The organism is Cognatishimia activa, assembly GCF_026016445.1.
GTDB classification, from domain to species: domain Bacteria; phylum Pseudomonadota; class Alphaproteobacteria; order Rhodobacterales; family Rhodobacteraceae; genus Cognatishimia; species Cognatishimia activa_B.
Genome location: NZ_CP096147.1, coordinates 1,547,273 through 1,565,676, shown reverse-complemented (window position 1 = coordinate 1,565,676; position 18,404 = coordinate 1,547,273). Strand labels below are relative to the sequence as shown.

21 protein-coding genes are annotated in these 18,404 nt (G+C 53.3%); 10 read left to right on the top strand and 11 right to left on the bottom strand.

All coding sequences use genetic code 11. From position 1 onward, the window contains the following. The first annotated feature begins 28 nt into the window (after positions 1-28). Positions 29-385, top strand: coding sequence for a hypothetical protein (locus M0D42_RS07790; RefSeq protein WP_330221190.1), 357 nt, complete (start codon positions 29-31; stop codon positions 383-385). Between the two features lie 86 nt (positions 386-471). Further along, on the top strand, positions 472-969 hold the full coding sequence (locus M0D42_RS07785) for a ClbS/DfsB family four-helix bundle protein (RefSeq protein WP_265021023.1): 498 nt from the start codon (positions 472-474) through the stop codon (positions 967-969). An 8-nt stretch (positions 970-977) separates the two neighbouring features. Here M0D42_RS07785 and M0D42_RS07780 read toward each other — a convergent pair whose 3' ends face one another. From M0D42_RS07780 to M0D42_RS07765, 4 genes are all read right to left on the bottom strand, one after another. Beyond that, positions 978-2,516 (bottom strand): Ppx/GppA family phosphatase, encoded by a 1,539-nt coding sequence (locus M0D42_RS07780; RefSeq protein WP_265021022.1) that lies wholly within the window; start codon positions 2,514-2,516, stop codon positions 978-980. A gap of 78 nt (positions 2,517-2,594) precedes the next feature. After that, positions 2,595-4,766, bottom strand: coding sequence for an RNA degradosome polyphosphate kinase (locus M0D42_RS07775; RefSeq protein WP_265021021.1), 2,172 nt, complete (start codon positions 4,764-4,766; stop codon positions 2,595-2,597). 165 nt (positions 4,767-4,931) lie between these two features. Continuing rightward, positions 4,932-5,606: a DnaA ATPase domain-containing protein gene (locus M0D42_RS07770; RefSeq protein WP_265021020.1), complete on the bottom strand. Its 675-nt coding sequence runs from the start codon at positions 5,604-5,606 to the stop codon at positions 4,932-4,934. Then, a complete protein-coding gene (locus tag M0D42_RS07765; protein WP_265021019.1) occupies positions 5,606-6,673 on the bottom strand; it encodes an AI-2E family transporter in 1,068 nt (355 codons plus the stop codon). Before M0D42_RS07765 ends, M0D42_RS07770 begins: the two co-directional genes overlap by 1 nt. Positions 6,674-6,872: 199 nt before the next feature. Between M0D42_RS07765 and M0D42_RS07760 the strand changes: the two genes are divergently transcribed. Continuing rightward, positions 6,873-7,073, top strand: a complete 201-nt coding sequence (locus M0D42_RS07760) for a hypothetical protein (protein WP_265021018.1) — start codon at positions 6,873-6,875, stop codon at positions 7,071-7,073. Between the two features lie 33 nt (positions 7,074-7,106). On the opposite strand, the gene M0D42_RS07755 is transcribed toward M0D42_RS07760, so the two are convergent. The 5 genes from M0D42_RS07755 to M0D42_RS07735 all read right to left on the bottom strand — a co-directional run bounded on the left by M0D42_RS07755 (position 7,107) and on the right by M0D42_RS07735 (position 10,236). After that, complete coding sequence (locus M0D42_RS07755; RefSeq protein WP_265021017.1) at positions 7,107-7,619, bottom strand: fasciclin domain-containing protein; 513 nt, start codon at positions 7,617-7,619, stop codon at positions 7,107-7,109. A 121-nt stretch (positions 7,620-7,740) separates the two neighbouring features. Then, on the bottom strand, positions 7,741-8,070 hold the full coding sequence (locus tag M0D42_RS07750; RefSeq protein ID WP_265021016.1) for a DUF1330 domain-containing protein: 330 nt from the start codon (positions 8,068-8,070) through the stop codon (positions 7,741-7,743). Between the two features lie 188 nt (positions 8,071-8,258). Beyond that, the gene (locus M0D42_RS07745; protein ID WP_265021015.1) at positions 8,259-9,101 is read right to left on the bottom strand and encodes an RNA polymerase sigma factor; all 843 of its coding nucleotides are present in this window, start codon (positions 9,099-9,101) and stop codon (positions 8,259-8,261) included. A gap of 41 nt (positions 9,102-9,142) precedes the next feature. After that, complete coding sequence (locus tag M0D42_RS07740) at positions 9,143-9,889, bottom strand: SDR family oxidoreductase (RefSeq protein ID WP_265021014.1); 747 nt, start codon at positions 9,887-9,889, stop codon at positions 9,143-9,145. A gap of 2 nt (positions 9,890-9,891) precedes the next feature. Further along, entirely contained in the window at positions 9,892-10,236 is a 345-nt protein-coding gene (locus tag M0D42_RS07735; RefSeq protein ID WP_265021013.1) for a hypothetical protein, read from the bottom strand. A 168-nt stretch (positions 10,237-10,404) separates the two neighbouring features. Here M0D42_RS07735 and proS point away from each other — a divergent pair, with 168 nt between their 5' ends. From proS to M0D42_RS07710, 5 genes are all read left to right on the top strand, one after another. Next, positions 10,405-11,757 (top strand): proline--tRNA ligase, encoded by a 1,353-nt coding sequence (proS, locus tag M0D42_RS07730; RefSeq protein WP_265021012.1) that lies wholly within the window; start codon positions 10,405-10,407, stop codon positions 11,755-11,757. Between the two features lie 145 nt (positions 11,758-11,902). Further along, positions 11,903-12,412, top strand: a complete 510-nt coding sequence (locus M0D42_RS07725; protein WP_265021011.1) for a DUF2937 family protein — start codon at positions 11,903-11,905, stop codon at positions 12,410-12,412. Between the two features lie 76 nt (positions 12,413-12,488). After that, positions 12,489-13,772: a lipoprotein-releasing ABC transporter permease subunit gene (locus M0D42_RS07720; RefSeq protein ID WP_265021010.1), complete on the top strand. Its 1,284-nt coding sequence runs from the start codon at positions 12,489-12,491 to the stop codon at positions 13,770-13,772. After that, complete coding sequence (locus M0D42_RS07715) at positions 13,765-14,445, top strand: ABC transporter ATP-binding protein (protein WP_265021009.1); 681 nt, start codon at positions 13,765-13,767, stop codon at positions 14,443-14,445. Before M0D42_RS07720 ends, M0D42_RS07715 begins: the two co-directional genes overlap by 8 nt. Before the next feature lie 76 nt (positions 14,446-14,521). Beyond that, positions 14,522-14,923 carry a c-type cytochrome gene (locus M0D42_RS07710; RefSeq protein WP_265021008.1) on the top strand — a complete coding sequence of 134 codons (402 nt, stop codon included), beginning with the start codon at positions 14,522-14,524 and terminating at the stop codon, positions 14,921-14,923. A 3-nt stretch (positions 14,924-14,926) separates the two neighbouring features. Here M0D42_RS07710 and M0D42_RS07705 read toward each other — a convergent pair whose 3' ends face one another. Together M0D42_RS07705 and M0D42_RS07700 are read right to left on the bottom strand one after the other, a co-directional pair. Next, complete coding sequence (locus M0D42_RS07705) at positions 14,927-15,373, bottom strand: DMT family transporter (protein WP_265021007.1); 447 nt, start codon at positions 15,371-15,373, stop codon at positions 14,927-14,929. A 99-nt stretch (positions 15,374-15,472) separates the two neighbouring features. After that, complete coding sequence (locus M0D42_RS07700; protein WP_265021006.1) at positions 15,473-16,135, bottom strand: DNA-3-methyladenine glycosylase I; 663 nt, start codon at positions 16,133-16,135, stop codon at positions 15,473-15,475. A gap of 211 nt (positions 16,136-16,346) precedes the next feature. Here M0D42_RS07700 and M0D42_RS07695 point away from each other — a divergent pair, with 211 nt between their 5' ends. After that, positions 16,347-16,973 (top strand): ATP-dependent Clp protease proteolytic subunit, encoded by a 627-nt coding sequence (locus M0D42_RS07695; RefSeq protein WP_265021005.1) that lies wholly within the window; start codon positions 16,347-16,349, stop codon positions 16,971-16,973. Between the two features lie 164 nt (positions 16,974-17,137). Further along, a complete protein-coding gene (gene clpX / locus M0D42_RS07690; protein WP_265021004.1) occupies positions 17,138-18,403 on the top strand; it encodes an ATP-dependent Clp protease ATP-binding subunit ClpX in 1,266 nt (421 codons plus the stop codon). Position 18,404 lies beyond the last annotated feature (1 nt).

Here is an 18,404-nt window from a genome sequence, read left to right as displayed (position 1 = left end):
TGAAACTGGCCGCCTGAGGACCCAGATCATGGATATGAAAAAGCTACTTCTGATTGGACTGATGACCTTTGCTGCGCCTGTTGCAGCCGAAGAGGAAACACAGGGCAAATCCCTGATGCAGCAGGGCGTCGAGATGTTCCTGCGTGGGCTGACTGACGAGATGGAACCTGCTCTGGAAGACCTCAAAGCCCTGACCGAGGAAATGGGTCCACAGATGCTGGAGTTCTTCTCGCAGATGGGTCCGGCTTTTGGCGAACTCTTGGAAAATATCGAAGACTGGAGCGCTTATGAGGCACCAGAAGTTCTGCCTAATGGGGATATCATTATTCGCAGAAAGCCCGATGCACCTGTTAAAGAAAACGAAGACGGGACGATTGATTTGTAGTCCGGTGGGCAGAATAGTTTGACCTAGACCAAAGCCACCTCCCATGTGTTGCGCCTAAAATTGCGCTGTAAAAGCTAGGTGTTGAGATGGCCGCAACAAGCAAAGCTGAACTCATTGCAGTGTCTGATAAGGAGTTTGATAAGCTGATCAAACTCGTTAAGTCCTTCCAGCCCGATCAGGCGATGGAAAAGCAGGACGAGGATACTTCTGTTAAGGATATTATTGCGCATCGGGCGCATTGGATTGATTTGTTCCTAGGCTGGTATTGGGACGGGCTGGCCGGAAAGGCGGTGTATTTTCCAGCAGAAGGCTACAAATGGAACGATTTAAAGCGCTATAACGCTGACCTCAGAGCTTCTCAGAGCGATATTGATTGGTCCACGGCGCAAATATTGTTGCAGGACGGCTATGAAAAACTCATGCGGTTCATTGAAAATCGCTCAGAGGCTGAGCTTTATGGCGCGCCGATGAAGGGAGCCAAGAATGCCTGGACGCCTGGACGATGGGCCGAAGCCGCCGGACCAAGTCACTTTCGATCTGCTGCGAAGTACCTCCGGTCAGTACGGAAGCAGCTCCAGTCGTGATCGATTGCTTAAACCGAAACGATGCTTAGCTCAGCACCCATGGTCGTCGCCAAAGAACTCAATCGGGCAGAGGCCACTTCTCCAAACAGCGATGCCGAGGATTGCGGTAGGGAGAACTCCAATGTGTTTGCCTCAGGATTGTAGGTGAACTGCCCCATTTCAGCGTCTTTCTTCATCCACAGCATGGCCCCGAAGCGGAGCGCCTTGCCAAGGATTTCCGCATCTTGCAGTTCTTCTTCGCTGAGAAGGGCAAACATGTCTTCAAATCGCGTGCCTTCGCGTTTGTTGCGATAGCGGTGCAGCAGGGCGAGACCTAGGAAAACCCGTTCCTGATGGCTCAGCCCACCAAGATTTGCACGCGTTGCATAGTCAAAACAGGCTTCAGCTCTGTAGTCCGGATGCGCGCGCCAGCTGACGTCATGCAACAGACAGGCGGCCTTGATCAGGCGTTTGCGATCTTGTGTGGCGTCCGGGAATAGTGGCGTGACAAAATGATTGAGGGATTTGCCAAAACCCGGCAGACGCGCATCTTTGTTTTCAGCAAAGCGACAGGCTTCGATCAAAGGGTCGCGCTTGCGCAATTTATTGGGCATTTGCTCATAAAGCATGCCTTCGCGGATGCCGTATGAAGAAATGGCGATATCAACCGGGGCAAAACGGTCTGCAATGCCGATCAGAACTTCGGCTGCCATCGGAATAAGAGACATCCGCAGTGAGGAAACTCCGCAGCGCTGACGCAGATCGTCAGGGTCATAGGCATGGATATAAGCCGCTGTTTTCCTGATGGAATCCGTGCTCATGCGGTATTCGTGCAGAACTCTGAGCGGGTAGTTGCGCCGCTCCATGTCAATACGTGCAATGGCGCGCCAGGAGCCACCCACAAGGAACAGTCGGTTTTGCTGATCTCCCATATAGTCTTTGAGCTGATCAAGCGTTTCGTTGATGTATTTACGACGCCCTTCCGCACCGCCGGGCACGTCGCGCAGTTTCAATGGGCCAAGCTGTGAGGTGACGCGCTTGCCAATCTCACCATCGCTCATCTCAGCGAGTTCCATCGAAGAACCACCAATGTCACAGACCAGCCCATATGAGCCCGGCCAGCCTAAGAGGACACCCTGCGCAGAAAGCCGTGCTTCTTCTTGACCGTCGATGACGTGAATATCGAGGCCCGTTTCGCGCAGCACTTCGGCGCAGAAGTCCGGTCCATCTTTCGCTTCGCGCACCGCTGCTGTCGCAACGGCTGTAAGCGGTTCATCGCAAATATTTGCGGCTATATCCTGGAAGCGTCGAATAGCGTTGAGCGCGCGAACGCGGCCTTCAGGGTTCAGGCGACCGGTTTCGGATAGGCCAGCGCCCAGCGTACACATGATCTTTTCATTGTAGAAGTAGGCAGGGCTGCGCGCTGCGCCGTCAAAAACCACAAGTCGGACGGAGTTCGATCCAACATCAACGACACCCACGCGCGAGAGTTTGCGCGCCGCGGCATCATCAAATAGCGGGCGACCAAAGGGCCCCCATTCCTGTGTGGAATCGCCGGTTCCGTCCATGAATCACCCCATTAGAGCTTCGCCTAAAAGATGCGCTAGCGGGAAAGACGCGTCAATGCGCAGCGGTGTCTCAGGTGCTTAATTCGTGTGCGTGAGTTTCGGCACGTCTGCCGCGCCTGCAGAGCCGCGTCCTGACAGAGACGGGTATTCCATGAAGAATCTATGGCAATTAAAAGCGAACTTGCCTTCAGGCACGGGCAGGCGATCAAAACTCCCGTCTGGCTTCATAACCCAGCTTTGCGCTACGTCCGCGAGATTGGCTGCCATGACCTGGCTAACAATTTGTGCCTTCACGGTTGGGTTTTTGATCTGCACCAGGGTTTCCACGCGGCGATTCAAATTTCGTCCCATCCAGTCGGCAGAGGAGATATAGACTTCGGCTTCTTTTGATGGCAACCCGTGGCCATTGCCAAAGCAGGCGATGCGGCTGTGCTCTAAGAATCGTCCGACAATGGATTTGACGCGGATGTTTTCAGAAAGTCCCTTCACGCCGGGGCGCAGACCACAAATACCGCGCACAACAAGACTGATTTTCACACCCGCTTGGGAGGCTTCATAAAGAGCATCGATGACATGTGGCTCAATCAGCGAGTTCATCTTGGCCCAAATCTCAGCAGGTCTTCCTGCCTTTGCGTGTTCGATCTCGGCTTTGATTTTATCGATCAAGGTGGACTTCAATGAGATTGGTGAGATCGCGAGGTTCTCCAGACTGTCGGGCTGAACGTAGCCTGAGAGATAGTTGAAGACTTTGGTGGCGTCTCGTCCCAGTGCATCATCACAGGTGAAGAAGCTGAGGTCGGTATAAATCTTGGCTGTGATCGGGTGATAGTTCCCAGTGCCGTAGTGTGTGTAGGTCACCAGACGGTCGCCCTCGCGGCGGACCACAGTAGAGATCTTGGCGTGAGTCTTCCAATCGGTAAAACCGTAAACCACATGGGCACCCGCGCGCTCTAGGCGCCGGGATTGGCGAATGTTGGCGGCCTCGTCGAAACGGGCTTTGAGTTCAACAAGTGCAGTGACGGATTTGCCATCTTCTGCAGCCTCGCAAAGCGCCTCCACGATAGGGGAGCGATTGGAGGTTCGGTAAAGGGTCTGTTTGATCGCCACCACATTTGGATCGCGCGCTGCCTGCGTCAGGAAGCGTACAACCATGTCGAAGGTCTCATAAGGGTGGTGCAGCAGCATGTCTTTTTGCTTGATCGCTGCAAACATATCCCCTCCGTGGTCTTGTACACGTTCGGGAACGCGCGGTGCAAAGGAAGGCCACATCAGATCGGGGCGCTCATCCAAGACCAGCTCTTTGAGGTCAGCAATGCCGATCATGCCTTCGATCTCAACCACTTGATCGGCTTTCACATGCAGTTCAGCCATAATCAGTGTTTTCAGACTATTGGGCGCATTCGCTGACATTTTCATGCGCACCACTTCACCACGGCGGCGGCGTTTTAGTGCAACCTCAAATTCGCGCACTAGGTCTTCGGCTTCTTCTTCAACCTCAAGATCGCTATCGCGCAGAACGCGGAACGTACAATGACCTTTAGCCTTATAGCCTGGGAAGAGGCTGTCCAGATGCAAAAGCAGAAGGTCTTCGAGAGGCAAGAAGCGTTTCTGATCGCCTTCAGTTGGCAATTCGATGAAGCGGTCAATCTGTTGCGGGATCGGCAAAAGTGCTTGCAGGAAACGTTTGTCTTTCTTGCGCTCTAGCTCCAGCGCCAGTGAGTATCCGAGGTTCGGAATGAACGGGAAAGGGTGTGCGGGGTCAATCGCCAGAGGGGAGAGAACCGGAAACACCTTATTCAGGAAAAACTCTTGCAGAAACGGCTTATCTGCTTTGGTGACCGCCTTGTGGTTTAGAAGAGCGATGTTTTCTTGTTCCATCTCATCACGCAGCGCCACAAAGATACGCTGTTGGGACTGCATCAGGTTACGTGCGTCTTCGTTGATCAGTACCAGTTGTTCCGATGGTGATAGACCATCCTGGCCCGGAGTTGTGTTGCCTTCGCGCTGGAGTTCGCGCAGACCGGCGACACGCACCGTGTAAAATTCATCCAGATTTGCTGCAGAAATCGATAGGAACCGTAGGCGCTCAAGCAGTGGGACAGAAGGGTTTTCCGCTTCTTCAAGAACACGCCAGTTGAAACTCAGCCAGCTGAGCTCGCGGTTGAAAAAACGGGATGGACCGGAGAGATCGATCTCTGGGAGTTCAACCGGTGTCGGAAAATCAGATTTTAGAAAGTCAGCCTGTGTCATAAACCTGTATATTCCATAAGACGGTAACGGGAAGATGTCAGTTTGGACGGGGATATCAGAGATGTCCAGCGTGATTATCTTTTAAAATACGCTGTTTAGCGGTGTGCTTACGGCACCCATATTTGATTTTTATTGCGGGTGGCAGCATGGTCTCGCCGCAGATGCTCATCCCGCTTGATTGCGCAGAAAGCGGCTGGCGAAGGCGCGGGTGATGGGCTTCTTTTCAGATAGCGATGCGCGGTCTAGGTCTTCGACAAGATCGCGTGCAGCGGCGTAGCTGCGATCGATCTGTTTGACCAGATAAGGGATTGTGTCAGGCGATGGGACCAACTGGCGGTCATTAAAAAGCTTTGCCAGTAGCACCGAAAGCAGCATGTCATCAGGGTCAGACAGAGTCGCGTTCATTGTGCCCTGCATACGGCTGGCCAGATCAGGAAGTGTCAGGCCCCAATGCTTCGGCGCGCTGACCCCGGTCAGGAGCAGCGTATTGCCTTCTGCCAGAACAAGGTTGTGCAGATGAAAGAGTGCATCTTGAGCCTTGGCGTCATCTGCAATCAGATGCACGTTTTCAATGGCAACAGGGTCAGATGCGAGTGATGGGATATCGGCGGCCAGCAATTCTGTCGCGTCAATAATACGCCCGTTGCTGAGATTGGCCCAAACATGGACGAGGTGTGTTTTCCCACTGCCAACGGGGCCGCTGATCACCAGCTTGCCTGCTGACCAATTGGGCCAGTTTTCCACCAGAGCCACAGCCATAGCGTTGGCTTCTGACACAAAGAAATCATCCCGCCCCAAAGCCGGGCGAACGGGGAGATCAAAACTCAGTTGTTCTGCCATCAGCCGTCTTTGCGTCCTGTTTCGCCAACATAAAGGCGAGAGGTCTTATATTGGTCGGCCGCATAGCGCACCAGCACGCCGATGGCGGCGGCGACAGGGACAGCCACAAGCATGCCAACAAAGCCAAAGAGCGTACCGAATACTGAAAGGGCGAAGATCAGCCAGACTGGGTGGAGGCCAACGGAACTGCCTACGAGTTTTGGCGTCAGCACGTTGCCTTCAATCACTTGGCCAAGCCCAAAGATGCCAGCGACCAATCCCAGAGAAACCCAATCGCCCCAGAATTGGAACAGGCCCAAACCGATGGCCAAAGCGCCGCCCACTAGGGCACCGACATAAGGAATGAAGGTGATAAGACCTGCGACAAATCCAACAACGAGGCCAAATTGCAGGCCCACAATCATCAAAGCGATGGCGTAATAGGTACCAAGGATCAAACAAACGGTGCCCATGCCTCGCACAAAACTCGCCAGTGTTTGGTCAATTTGCCCAGCGAGATCCCGAATGACCGGTGCGTGATCCAATGGCAGGTGGTCGTTGATCTTCGCGATCATGTTGTCCCAATCGAGCAGCAAGTAGAAAGCCACAACAGGCACTATCACCAGAAGTACCGCAACATTCAAAATCGAGGCTGCCGATGTCAGCGCAGTTTGAAGTAGAGCTCCGCCTTTGGTCTGAACTTGCTGACCAATCGCCGCGAGTGTTTGGCTGACGGCGCTATCAGGCTCAAGTAGCTGAGGAAATCGAGTGGTTAAGAAGGTCTGAAGATCAGAGGCAAGTTGCGGTGCCGTTTGAATTAGGGAGGTCGCCTGAGAGACAAGCGTTGGAACGACTGCCAAGACCATGATGACAAAGATCAAAATGGCAACCAAGGTGATTACGGTTGTTGCCATGGCGCGGGAAAACCCCATGGTTTCCAATCTATCTGCCACTGGATCAAGGAAGTAGGCAATCGCACCACCCAGTACAAAGGGTAAAATGACATCGCCTAAGAACCAGAGTGCGACGAGAAATACCGTCGTTACTATGCCCCAATATTTGGCTTGTTCTTGTACCGGAAGTGCCATGGTCGCCTCGCTACGTTTCTGCTGTGACACATGGCGTATGGGGCAGGTCAAAGCAAGCTTTGGTGGCGGAATTTAAGACAGCGGTCGATATCTACTGGTACCATAATATCACAATTGTTGATGGCTTCGCTAACTTTAATTCGTTTTCATTATGCTTTCTTAGCCCCCATGTTTCTCTCATCACTCAGGGAGAAAGATCATGACCACATATTCACAGCATCACCCGGCTCAGGCCTCCTCAGGAATTTGGCCCGTGATTACTATGATCGCTGCTTTAGTAGGATTTGGGGTGGGGTCTTACGTCGAAATACCAGACCTCCGGTTTAATTCTCTGGGCACGAGCCAAGAGCATGGGCTTCCGGACTGGCATGGAAATGTGAAGCGCTCGCAAGGCTATTGACCCTACAAGCGCCTCGGGGGGGTAACTAATGGATCAGCAGCTTGGGCGTGTGCCTGGCAGCAGAACCTTATCAATCACGTGAATGACGCCATTATCGGCTTTGATGTCAGCAATAACGACAGTCGCCATATCGCCGGTACCATCGGAGATCATAACGCCATTGCTGTCTTTAGTGATGCACAGACGCTCAGACGCCAGAACCGGCTTGAAGTAGTTGGAGCCAGCAGGGATTTGGCTTGAGGTCAGGTTGCGGTCATCCACATGGTAAAGCAGGACGTTGGTCAGATCGCCTTTGTTCTCTGGCTTCAACAGTGTTTCAACGGTTCCGGCAGGCAGCGCAGCGAAAGCCTCGTTGACTGGAGCATAGACTGTAAACGGACCAGGTCCTTGTAGCGTTTCAACCAGGCCAGCAGCGCTGACTGCAGCCACGAGTGTTGAGAAACGATCATCGCCAACAGCGATGTCTACGATGGTGTTAGACGCGACTGCGGACGAGCCGATGGTGGCGGCCACTACGGTGGCCGCAAATTTCTTTGCGAACGACATGGGTTTTTCCTCTCTCTGTGTGCACCACATTTGGGGTGCAACTGATCAGGAATACGCAGGCCTGTTCACTTTGGATCAAATTTTTTTCTGCCCCGTAAGCCAGCTCACTGATCGAAGCTGGTTATTCGGCGGAGGCGAAATCCTCTGAGGCCTGACTATCATCGGCGGCGATTGTCACGTTATACTCTGAAAAGGCGAGGTCGCGTGACGGAATAACATCTTGATATTCCTGACTTCCAAAAACCATATCCACTGCTGCTTTATCTGGGTACTCCACGATAAAGACAGTCTTTGCAGGTCGGTGCCCAACCACGACCTCATTGATATGGAACGATTTCTTAATTTTTGCGCCAGCGCGCTCTAACAAAGGCCCGGTCACCCGGAAATATTCAGCCAATGCCAGAGGTTCATCGTCGTTTATAGACGTCATTGCCACGACGGTAACAGTCATAGTTTACTCCTAGTAGTCATCCCAAATTTGAAACTAAAGGGGATGATCTAACCAAGCAATCCTTCACAATCGCTTTATGAATTGGCCGACGATTTGGAATATGAGCTACTGCAACAGTGGTTTGCGCGCAGCAAAATAGTTAGCCTCAGAATAGGAGTGTTTCTGATGCGATGGGTTTGTAAGTCCAACTAGAGGAAGGTGACCTCAACGCTGTCACAGACATATCGTGCATAGCGGAAGTCCTTAATGGCAGAGAGACGGTCATCACACCAGTTGAGCAAAACAAAATATGCGCCTACTTCATCGGTCACATGCATGGCGAGGCGTCCCTCCACAGAACATGGGACAACTGAGAAAAGATCAACCGCTTCATAGTTGGAATAATATCGACCGACACGCTTTGCCCCTTTGGATTGAATACGATGAACAAGCTCAAGTTCGACATCCTCTAATAGCCTTGCGCGGATACCATCGAAGTCTCGCGTGCTGAAGCGTTGCACATAGTCCTTTAACAACGCGCGCTGATTGTCTTTGATTTCAATTCGTTGCGTGGTTGGCTCTCTGGCGGATATCTGTTTGAGATTATCCCGCCCGCGATGCAGAGCAGATTTCACGCCGCCGACACTAAGGTCCAAAAGCTCTGACACCTCAGAAAGGGAATACCCCATCACATCCTTCAGTATAACAGCACAGCGCTGAAGTGGGGTGAGCTGCATGAAGATCGACAATGCAAAAGTCGCCATCTCTTTTTGTTCAAAAGGGGGAGGGCTGTCTTCATCAATGGGGTCTTCGGGTAAGGGGAGCATCGGTACATTTTCAGCGCGCCGCAAATGATCCAATGCGCGATTATGCACGATGCGAAAGAGCCAGCTTTCGGGATTGCGGACCGTTTGGGAAGGGAGTTTGCGCAGAGCGGCGGCGATGCCATCCTGCACAATGTCTTCAGCGTCCAGGGCAGACCCCACCATACGCGCGCAATAGCGATGGAGCTTGGGCCTTAGGGCAATCAACTGAGTTTCAAATTCTGTCATTGATTGGGTCATGTTCCTATCGCGCCTCTATTGGGGGGAGCCTAGTCGAGCTTTTCGATGCCAGCGCCGTTGATCCCAAAGCTGCTGGTTTCAACGGTATCGGGGCCAAGAAGAACCTCAAAGGCTTTTTCCGCGAAGCCTTCGGGAGTGAGCGCATTCTTAAACCTCGACAGAAACTCTTCATGCGGAATACCAAGCCGCTCCGCATACCCTGTAGACGCTTGATGCCCCAACTGGGTGTCCCGAAACTGTTGCTTGGGCAGGATCGTCAGAAACCGAATATCGCGACCAAGCTCTTGAGCCTCTTTTTGCAGATAGCCAGAGAGGAACCACTGCATGCGTTTCGCACCGGCATACCCACCTGAGGCAAAAGACCCGCTCAGAGCGGCGCCACTGGAAATCGTGGCCACGGTCGAGCCATCCTTCAGTGGTTTTGTCAAAGCGGCTCTACCAAAGTTGTAGGACTGGCGCACATCTGTTTGCCAATTGGTAGAGAATTCCTGCCAGCTCAGCTCTCGGACAGGCGCCATTTTGGGAGCGGCCCCTGCGGAGAGGATCAGAATATCAGGAGAAGCAACATTGAAGGCTTTGTCGGCAGCGTCATCTGCGGTGATGTCCAAGGCCAAAGGATGAATGGCATCAAAAGTTGCTGCAAGAGACGCCAGATCCGCTTGATCACGCCCAATGGCCCAGACCGTCGCGCCCAAAGACGCGGCTTTCTCGGCCATCGCGCGCCCCAGTCCCTTGCTGGCCCCAGTGATCATGACGGTTTTTCCAGAGAGTGACATGCTTAAGCCTCCTTCGTGTAGGTGATATCGATTGGCAGATCGGCGGTTGCGGCTGTCCACATTTCTGAGGCGTCCGTGAAGTTCAAACCATCGGAGCAAATCTCATTCAAAGGTTCCGCCCAGGCTTTGAATTCCGGAAGCCCATAGATCACGTCCTTTGCGGCTTCGGTCCGGGCATTGGCGATATGCATGAAGCGGCCATTGCCAAGATCCATGGCCAAATAGGAAAACCCGTCAGGCCGCTGGCCCTCCAATGCCTTCGTCAATTCCGCAGCGCGCTGGGCATTGCCTTGGCGCGCCTCCGGTTTGACCGTGTATTCGATGATTTTAGTAAATCCCTGAGTCATTTCTGATGCCTTTCGTTTTAAACTCTTATGGCTAAGACGAATGGCAGACCGGTTAGGATACCGCGGCCTCAAAAAAAATTGCAATTCTTCGGAAGTGCTGCCCGCTTGCCTGTCTGCGGGGAAGGGCCTAAACGGAGACTAACTAGACATTCAGACTATGGAGCCCAGATGCGCCTGTCCCGTTATTTTCTGCCGGTTCTGAAGGAAACCCCTTCAGAAGCTCAAATTGTCAGCCACCGCTATATGCTGCGCGCAGGTATGATTAAACAATCCAGCGCAGGTATTTATTCCTGGCTGCCGATGGGTTTCAAGGTGCTGCGTAAGCTAGAGAACATCGTACACGAAGAGCAAATCCGTGCGGGTCACGTGCCAATGCTGATGCCAACCCTGCAATCTGCGGACCTTTGGCGTGAAAGTGGCCGCTATGACGGCTACGGTGCCGAGATGCTACGCATGAAAGACCGCCATGAGCGCGACATGCTGTTCAGCCCAACCGCTGAAGAGATGTTTACAGATGTCTTCCGCAGCCATGTGAAGTCCTACAAAGACCTGCCGCTGACACTGTACCAAATCCAGTGGAAATTCCGTGATGAGGTGCGCCCCCGTTTTGGTGTGATGCGCGGCCGTGAATTCTTCATGAAAGACGGTTATAACTTTGACCTCACCAAAGAAGACGCGCTGCACGCCTATAACCGCCACCTTGTCAGCTATCTGCGCACTTACGAACGTATGGGCCTGCAAGCGATCCCAATGCGCGCGGACTCTGGTCCGATTGGCGGCGACTACACACACGAGTTCCTTGTGCTGGCAGAGACAGGTGAATCTGAGGTCTTCTATGATAGTGAAATCACCGATCTGAAGTTCGGCGACCGCGATATCGACTTTGACAGCCATGCGGAATGTCAGGCCGTACTAGAAGAGTTCACCTCTCGCTACGCACGTACAGATGAGACCCACGATGAGGCGGCCTTTAACGAGGTACCTGAAGAACGTCGTCGGACCGCCCGCGGTATCGAAGTTGGTCAGATCTTCTACTTTGGCACGCAGTATTCCGAAGCGATGGGTGCGACGGTTCAGACTCCTGAAGGGCAGAACGTGCCCGTGCACATGGGGAGCCACGGGATTGGCGTATCCCGTCTGTTGGGTGCGATCATCGAAGCGAGCCACGATGACAAAGGGATCATCTGGCCGGAAGGTGTCACTCCGTTCCACGTGGGTATTGTGAACCTCAAGCAAGGCGACGAAGAAGCTGACGCCGCATGTGAGGCTCTTGAGAAGAGTTTCGAAGCGCTGGGCCTTGAGCCGCTTTATGACGATCGTAAAGAACGCGCGGGTGGTAAATTCGCGACCATGGATCTGATCGGTCTGCCTTGGCGCATCACTGTCGGCCCGCGTGGTCTGAAGAATGGTGTTGTTGAGCTGACCTCTCGCCGGACAGGTGAAAGCGAAGAGCTGTCTCCGGAAGAGGCGGTGAAGAAGGTTGCGGAGATTTACGCAAATCATCGCGTGATTGGGCTGTAATCTTCAATTTCAGACAGATTTAGAAAAGGCGGGCTGGTCCCGCCTTTCTTGTGTTTTGTCGCTTAAATCTTGGCCGTATTCGATTGTTGTTGCTTTGGGATGCCTCCGGCGGGAGTATTTGAGCAAAGAAGAAAGGGCAGGGCACTTGTTTGCACGGGTTCTCACACTGGCGGGCGGATTGAGCGGTGCGGCAGCGCTATCGCAGTTTCCAGAGTTTTCACAGCAGTATGCGCAGCGCCTCGGTGGGGCTGTGGATGAGCTTCGCCTGTTTATCAGTGATTTCGATGCAGATGCGGCCCGCGTAGGGCTTGAGCGTGAAACAGCACTTGTGGAATTGGCCGAAGCCGGTGCGCTGGGCGCAGCGCGAGCTGAGACCATGCGGGCCACCATCGAACGGTATGATCGACTGGAAACAGCGCTAGTTGATATGAAGGATGCCGGTCCTTTTATGCGCGCTTATCACGCCGCGCATCTAAATGATCTTGATATCGCACAAGCTGCTTGGGCGGAATTCAAACCTGCCGTGCCTTTGACGTTTGAAGGTGCGGTGTTCTCGGGTGCTGGCCTTGTCTCAGGGTGGTTGGTAATTTCCATGCTGATCGGACTCTTTCGATTGCCTTTTCGGCGGCGGAATGCAGCCGAGAGCGCTGCTTGACCCCTTTGCAGGGGCTGCTTACGGTGCGCTCAAAATATAGCTCTTATGTTGGGGCGAGATTTGAAGAGAGCAGATTATGGCCCGCACAGCGCCTTTTTCACGATTTGAATGGATGATCGCGTGGCGATACTTGCGCGCAAGACGCGCCGAAGGTGGCGTCAGTGTTATGACTTGGATCAGCCTTCTGGGCATTACGCTCGCCGTCTTCGCGCTGATTGCCACTTTGGCTGTAAGGTCCGGTTTTCGAACTGAGTTTGTCGACACCATCCTGGGGTCAAATGCCCATGTAACGGTTTATCAGAGCGCGGAAGTCACCGAGCGCGGCCAGCTTGATCGCAGCATTCACGACTACGAAGCAATGGCTGAGCGACTTCGTGCGGTTGAGGGTGTTACACGAGCCGCGCCTTTGATCAAAGGGCAGGTAATGGCCAACCTGCGGCAGCGCAATGCGGGCGTTGAAGTCTTTGGAATATCGCTTGAGGATCTCAAAACCATTCCACGTGTGGCGCGCTCAGAAACCGCTCAGGGCGATATTGACCGTTTCTCCGACGGTGTCGCCATCGGTTCAGGTGTTGCGCGTGAAATTGGTGCGTCTCTGGGTGATCGCATCAAACTGATCTCTCCCAACGGGGTGAAGACGGCCTTTGGTACAAGCCCAAGAGTGAAGTCCTATGAGGTGGTCTATATCTTCACCGCTGGGCGCTATGACATTGATCGCACACGGGTCTATCTGCCCTTTGCGGAGGCGCAGAGTTATTTCAATGCCGAAGGCCGCGCAAATGAGATTGAGGTCATGGTTGAGGATCCAGAAGGCGTTGACATTTTAGCGCTCGATCTGATCCGCGCTGCCGGAGAACGTGCTCTGGTCTGGACCTGGCGAGACAGCTCAGGTGGTTTTCTGAGGGCGCTTGAGATTGAGGATAATGTGATGTTCATCATCCTTTCTATTCTCGTTTTGATCGCGGCTATGAATATCGTCAGTGGCCTGATTATGCTGGTGAAAAACAAGGGCAAGGACATTGGTATCTTGCGCACTATGGGTTTAACAGAAGGCTCCGTTTTGCGGGTGTTCTTCATCTGTGGCGCGTTCACAGGAGTCATCGGTACAGCTTTAGGCGTCATCCTTGGCTGCCTTTTTGCAATCTACATCGACCAGGTGTTTTCCTTTGTAAATTACATCGCCGGGGGCGGTGTCTGGGATCCCGCAGTGCGCGGGATTTACCAACTGCCAGCTGAGTTGCGCCTGGAAGACGTTTTGAAAGCGATCAGCCTGTCGCTTGGGCTATCTTTTGTCGTCACCATTTTCCCAGCCCGCCGCGCGGCGCGTATGAACCCTGTGGAGGCGCTGCGCTATGAGTGATCTTTTAAAACTCTCCGGGGTCACAAAGACCTATAATGCCGGCCTGCCAAACGAAGTATCCGTTCTGCGTGGCTGTGATTTGACCCTTGCTGCAGGCGAAATCGTTGCTCTTGTCGCACCCTCTGGTTCCGGGAAATCGACGCTCCTGCATATTGCAGGTCTGCTTGATACGCCCGATGCTGGTACTGTTGAAATTGCTGGACGTGAGATGACCGGAAAGTCCGACCGCCGCCGGACAATTACGCGGCGCGAAGATGTAGGATTTGTCTATCAGTTCCACCATCTGTTGCCTGAATTCACCGCGATGGAAAACATCACTCTTCCGCAACAGGCCAATGGAGTCTCAACCACAGCAGCCCGGAAGCGCGGACAGGAGTTGCTCTCTTCGGTTGGCGTCGCTGATCGGGCCGATCACCGTCCAGCCGCGCTATCTGGTGGCGAACAACAGCGCGTGGCCTTTTGCCGGGCCTTGGCAAATGAGCCAAAGGTGCTTTTGGCAGATGAGCCAACCGGTAACCTTGATCCTGGCACGTCTGATAAGGTTTTTGATGCTCTGATGACACTCGTGCGTGGCACGGGGATGTCAGCTTTGATCGCGACCCACAATCTGGAACTGGCGGCGCGGATGGATCGTGTTCTGCGACTTGATGACGGTATTCTCACTTCGGGATAGCCGTTAGTTGATCCCGCGCAAGGTGGCATTCCTTCTGTCATGGCAAAATGACTTTGCAATAACAGGAGGAGCTATCATGAAGTCGAGTGTTTTGATGACCGTTTCTGCAAGTCTCGCAGCGACTTTGGTCGCAGCTGAAAGCAACTTAGAACTCGGTGAAGAGATTTATCTGAACAATTGTGCAGCCTGTCATGGGGTAGATTTGGATGGCAAGGGCGGGATGGCGAGCGTCATGTTGATCAAGCCCAAAGATTTAAGGATCTTATCTGAAAACAATGATGGAACCTTCCCGTTGTTTCGGGTGATTCAACGCATCGATGGTCGCGATCCCCTAGTGTCACACGGCTCGCCAATGCCGGTCTACGGTGATTTCTTTGAGGGTGAAGATGTTATGATTAAGACCGACGCCGGCCAGCCGATTGCCACAAGTGCTCCGGTTGTGGCTTTGATCGACTATCTGAAAGCCAAACAACGGTAAGAATTACGTCTGCTGAGTCAGCCAAACTCCAACGGCCATCAGCCCGATGCCTCCTGCTCGGGTGAGGGATAGTGGCGACAGCTGCGCACCAAATAATCCAAAATGGTCGATGGCCGCTGCAGATATCATCTGACCAATCAGAACGAAGAAAACGGCGTTTCCAACACCGAATTTCGGCGCGATGAAAGTGACTGAAAGCACGTAAAATGCAACGAAAAACCCACCAAAGAGAAATTGCTTCGGGGTGAGTGGTAGCCGCGCGAGTTTTGGGATTTCTCCAGAGACGATCAAGATAAAGCCGGTCATCACTAGGGCCACGCAGAACAATACGGCTGACGCCGCGATCGGTGACCCAAGGCTTTTCCCAAGCCCCGCATTCAAAGCCGCTAGCAAAGGGATGCCAATGCCTGCCGCCAGCATCACCAGTGCGTAGATCGTCGTTTGTGGCATTTGACCCCCTCAAATCTGCTCCCCCGGCGATATGCCGGGCAGCGGGCAGGCTGCCTCGAAGGCAGGCTGAACGCTTTCTTCGCTCACACAGAACTGCCTTTAGACGCTCATCGCCAGAACTCGGCTGATCTGTGACAGACCACGCCCTGATTGCTCCATCCAGGTGTTAAAGGCGGCTTGAACAGCCTTTTGTGCGGTCTTTGATGTCGCAGGCTTATCAATCACACCTTCAGCGATCAAACGTGCCGTCACGTCTTGAGAGAGTATGAAGCTGTCCACCCCCATGAACCGCAGGCTATAGGCCGCGGACATGCCACCGAGTCGCGAGGCGCGTTTCTTAAGGAGAGCCAAGAGGTTGATGTAGTCTGTTGCTGGCCAATTGCCGATCACTTTGCCGATGCCGCCATCGTCACGTAGCTCCTGGATGAATATCGCATTGTCGATCACGGTCCGCAGTTTCATGCCATTGCGTACCACTGCCGGGTTGCTCAGGAGCGCGTCAAATTCTTCGTCGTTTAGGAAAGCGCAGCGATTGACATCAAAGCCAGAGAAGGCCTCTTCAAACCCAGCCCACTTGTTTTCAATGACTTTCCAGTTGAACCCAGCCTGAAAGATCGACTTCGTGAACTGTGCGAGCCAGCGATCTTCGGGGATCGCTGCAAGTTCCTCAGGACTGAGAGGACTTGGCAATTGCGCTTCTACTACGTCCGCACCACCCTTGCGCTCTGCAGCTATCGCGAAAAGTTCATCAAAATCGCGCATTATCCCATTCTCCCGCATGTTTTGCTCACTCTAACGAGCAGAACGTTTGTTTTTAAAGCCAAATCCTTATGCAAATTTGCACAAGGGGTGAGAGTGGATCGTTCATCCATGCATGCAATTTCAAAGGTGGTCTTGCAGCTCCCTGTCAGCGACACTAAGACTCCCTTAGGCACTGACCATTAGGGTGCAGCACAGCAAGAGGCAGGCGATTATGAAAGATCCGATTGAGACCTACATGAACCTCGTTCCGATGGTGGTTGAACAGACCAGCCGGGGTGAGCGGGCTTACGATATTTTCTCGCGCCTTCTGAAAGAGCGCATCATCTTTGTGAACGGCCCGATCCACAGCGGTATGAGCCAGCTGATCGTGGCGCAGCTTCTGCACCTCGAGGCAGAAAACCCATCCAAAGAAATCAGTATGTATGTCAATTCCCCAGGCGGTGAGGTCACAGCTGGTTTCTCAATCTATGACACAATGCAGTACATCAAACCAAAGGTCTCTACGCTGATCTGCGGCATGGCGGCTTCCATGGGTTCTGTGATCGCAATCGGTGGCGAAAAGGGCATGCGTTTTGCTCTGCCAAACTCTGAGGTTATGGTGCATCAGCCTTCCGGCGGGTCTCAGGGCATGGCGACAGATATGTTGATCTCTGCGCGTCACATCGAACGCACCCGTGAGCGGATCTATCAGATGTATGTGAAGCACTCCGGTCAGGACTATGAGACTGTGCAGAAAGCTCTGGACCGTGACACTTGGATGACCCCTGAAGAAGCAAAGGAGTGGGGCCATCTGGATGAAATCGTAGAAAATCGCCCTAAAGGCGACGACGCGGAATAGGAACAGCACCCTCCGTTAACGCTTTGATCTTTAATGGAGGGTCAATTTGAGATTGTATGCGCCAAGGCGCTGCCCTAAGCTAAGCGAAACGCGCGAAGGACAGGTGGGCAGAAGCTCTCTTTGACCATGGCGCGGGTACGAAACTGGGGCCTGAAAGGTAGACGATGTCGACAAATTCCGGTGGTGACAGCAAGAACACCCTTTACTGCAGCTTCTGCGGCAAGAGCCAACATGAAGTCCGCAAGCTGATCGCCGGCCCGACGGTGTTCATCTGCGACGAATGTGTCGAGCTTTGTATGGATATCATTCGTGAGGAAACAAAGGCATCTGGCCTGAAGTCCTCCGAAGGTGTGCCAACGCCAAAAGAGATCTGCGAAGTTCTGGACGACTATGTGATTGGTCAGGCCGTTGCGAAACGCGTGCTGTCGGTTGCGGTGCACAACCACTACAAACGTCTGAACCACGCACAAAAGTCTGGCGATATCGAACTGCAAAAGTCCAACATCCTGCTGATGGGACCGACCGGTTGCGGTAAGACACTTCTGGCGCAGACACTCGCTCGTATTCTGGATGTGCCCTTTACCATGGCAGATGCGACCACACTGACCGAGGCTGGTTATGTGGGGGAAGATGTTGAGAACATCATTCTGAAACTCCTGCAGGCGTCTGAATATAACGTTGAGCGTGCGCAGCGCGGCATCGTTTATATCGACGAGGTCGACAAGATCACGCGTAAGTCTGAAAACCCATCTATCACCCGTGATGTGTCGGGTGAGGGTGTTCAGCAGGCACTGCTGAAACTGATGGAAGGCACAGTGGCCTCTGTGCCTCCGCAGGGTGGCCGTAAGCACCCGCAGCAGGAATTCCTGCAAGTGGATACGACAAACATTCTGTTCATCTGCGGAGGTGCATTTGCGGGGCTCGATAAGATCATTGCGCAGCGCGGCAAAGGCTCTGCTATGGGCTTTGGTGCCGATGTGCGTGACAATGATGAACGCGGCGTGGGTGAGGTCTTTAAGGACCTGGAACCAGAAGATTTGCTCAAGTTCGGTCTGATCCCTGAATTTGTTGGTCGCCTTCCTGTTCTTGCAACGCTGGAAGATCTGGATGAAGACGCTCTGGTGACCATTCTGACCCAGCCAAAGAACGCTCTGGTCAAACAATACCAGCGCCTGTTTGAGCTGGAAGACACGGACCTAACCTTTACAGATGATGCGCTGAAAGCCATCGCAAAACGCGCGATTGAGCGTAAAACCGGTGCACGTGGTCTGCGCTCTATTCTGGAAGACATCCTGCTAGATACGATGTTTGACCTGCCGGGTATGGACAGCGTGACCGAAGTGGTCGTGAACGAAGAGGCGGTGAATTCTGATGCCGCACCGCTCATGATACATGCGGATGCTGAGAAAGAGCCAGCGTCAGCAGGCTAAA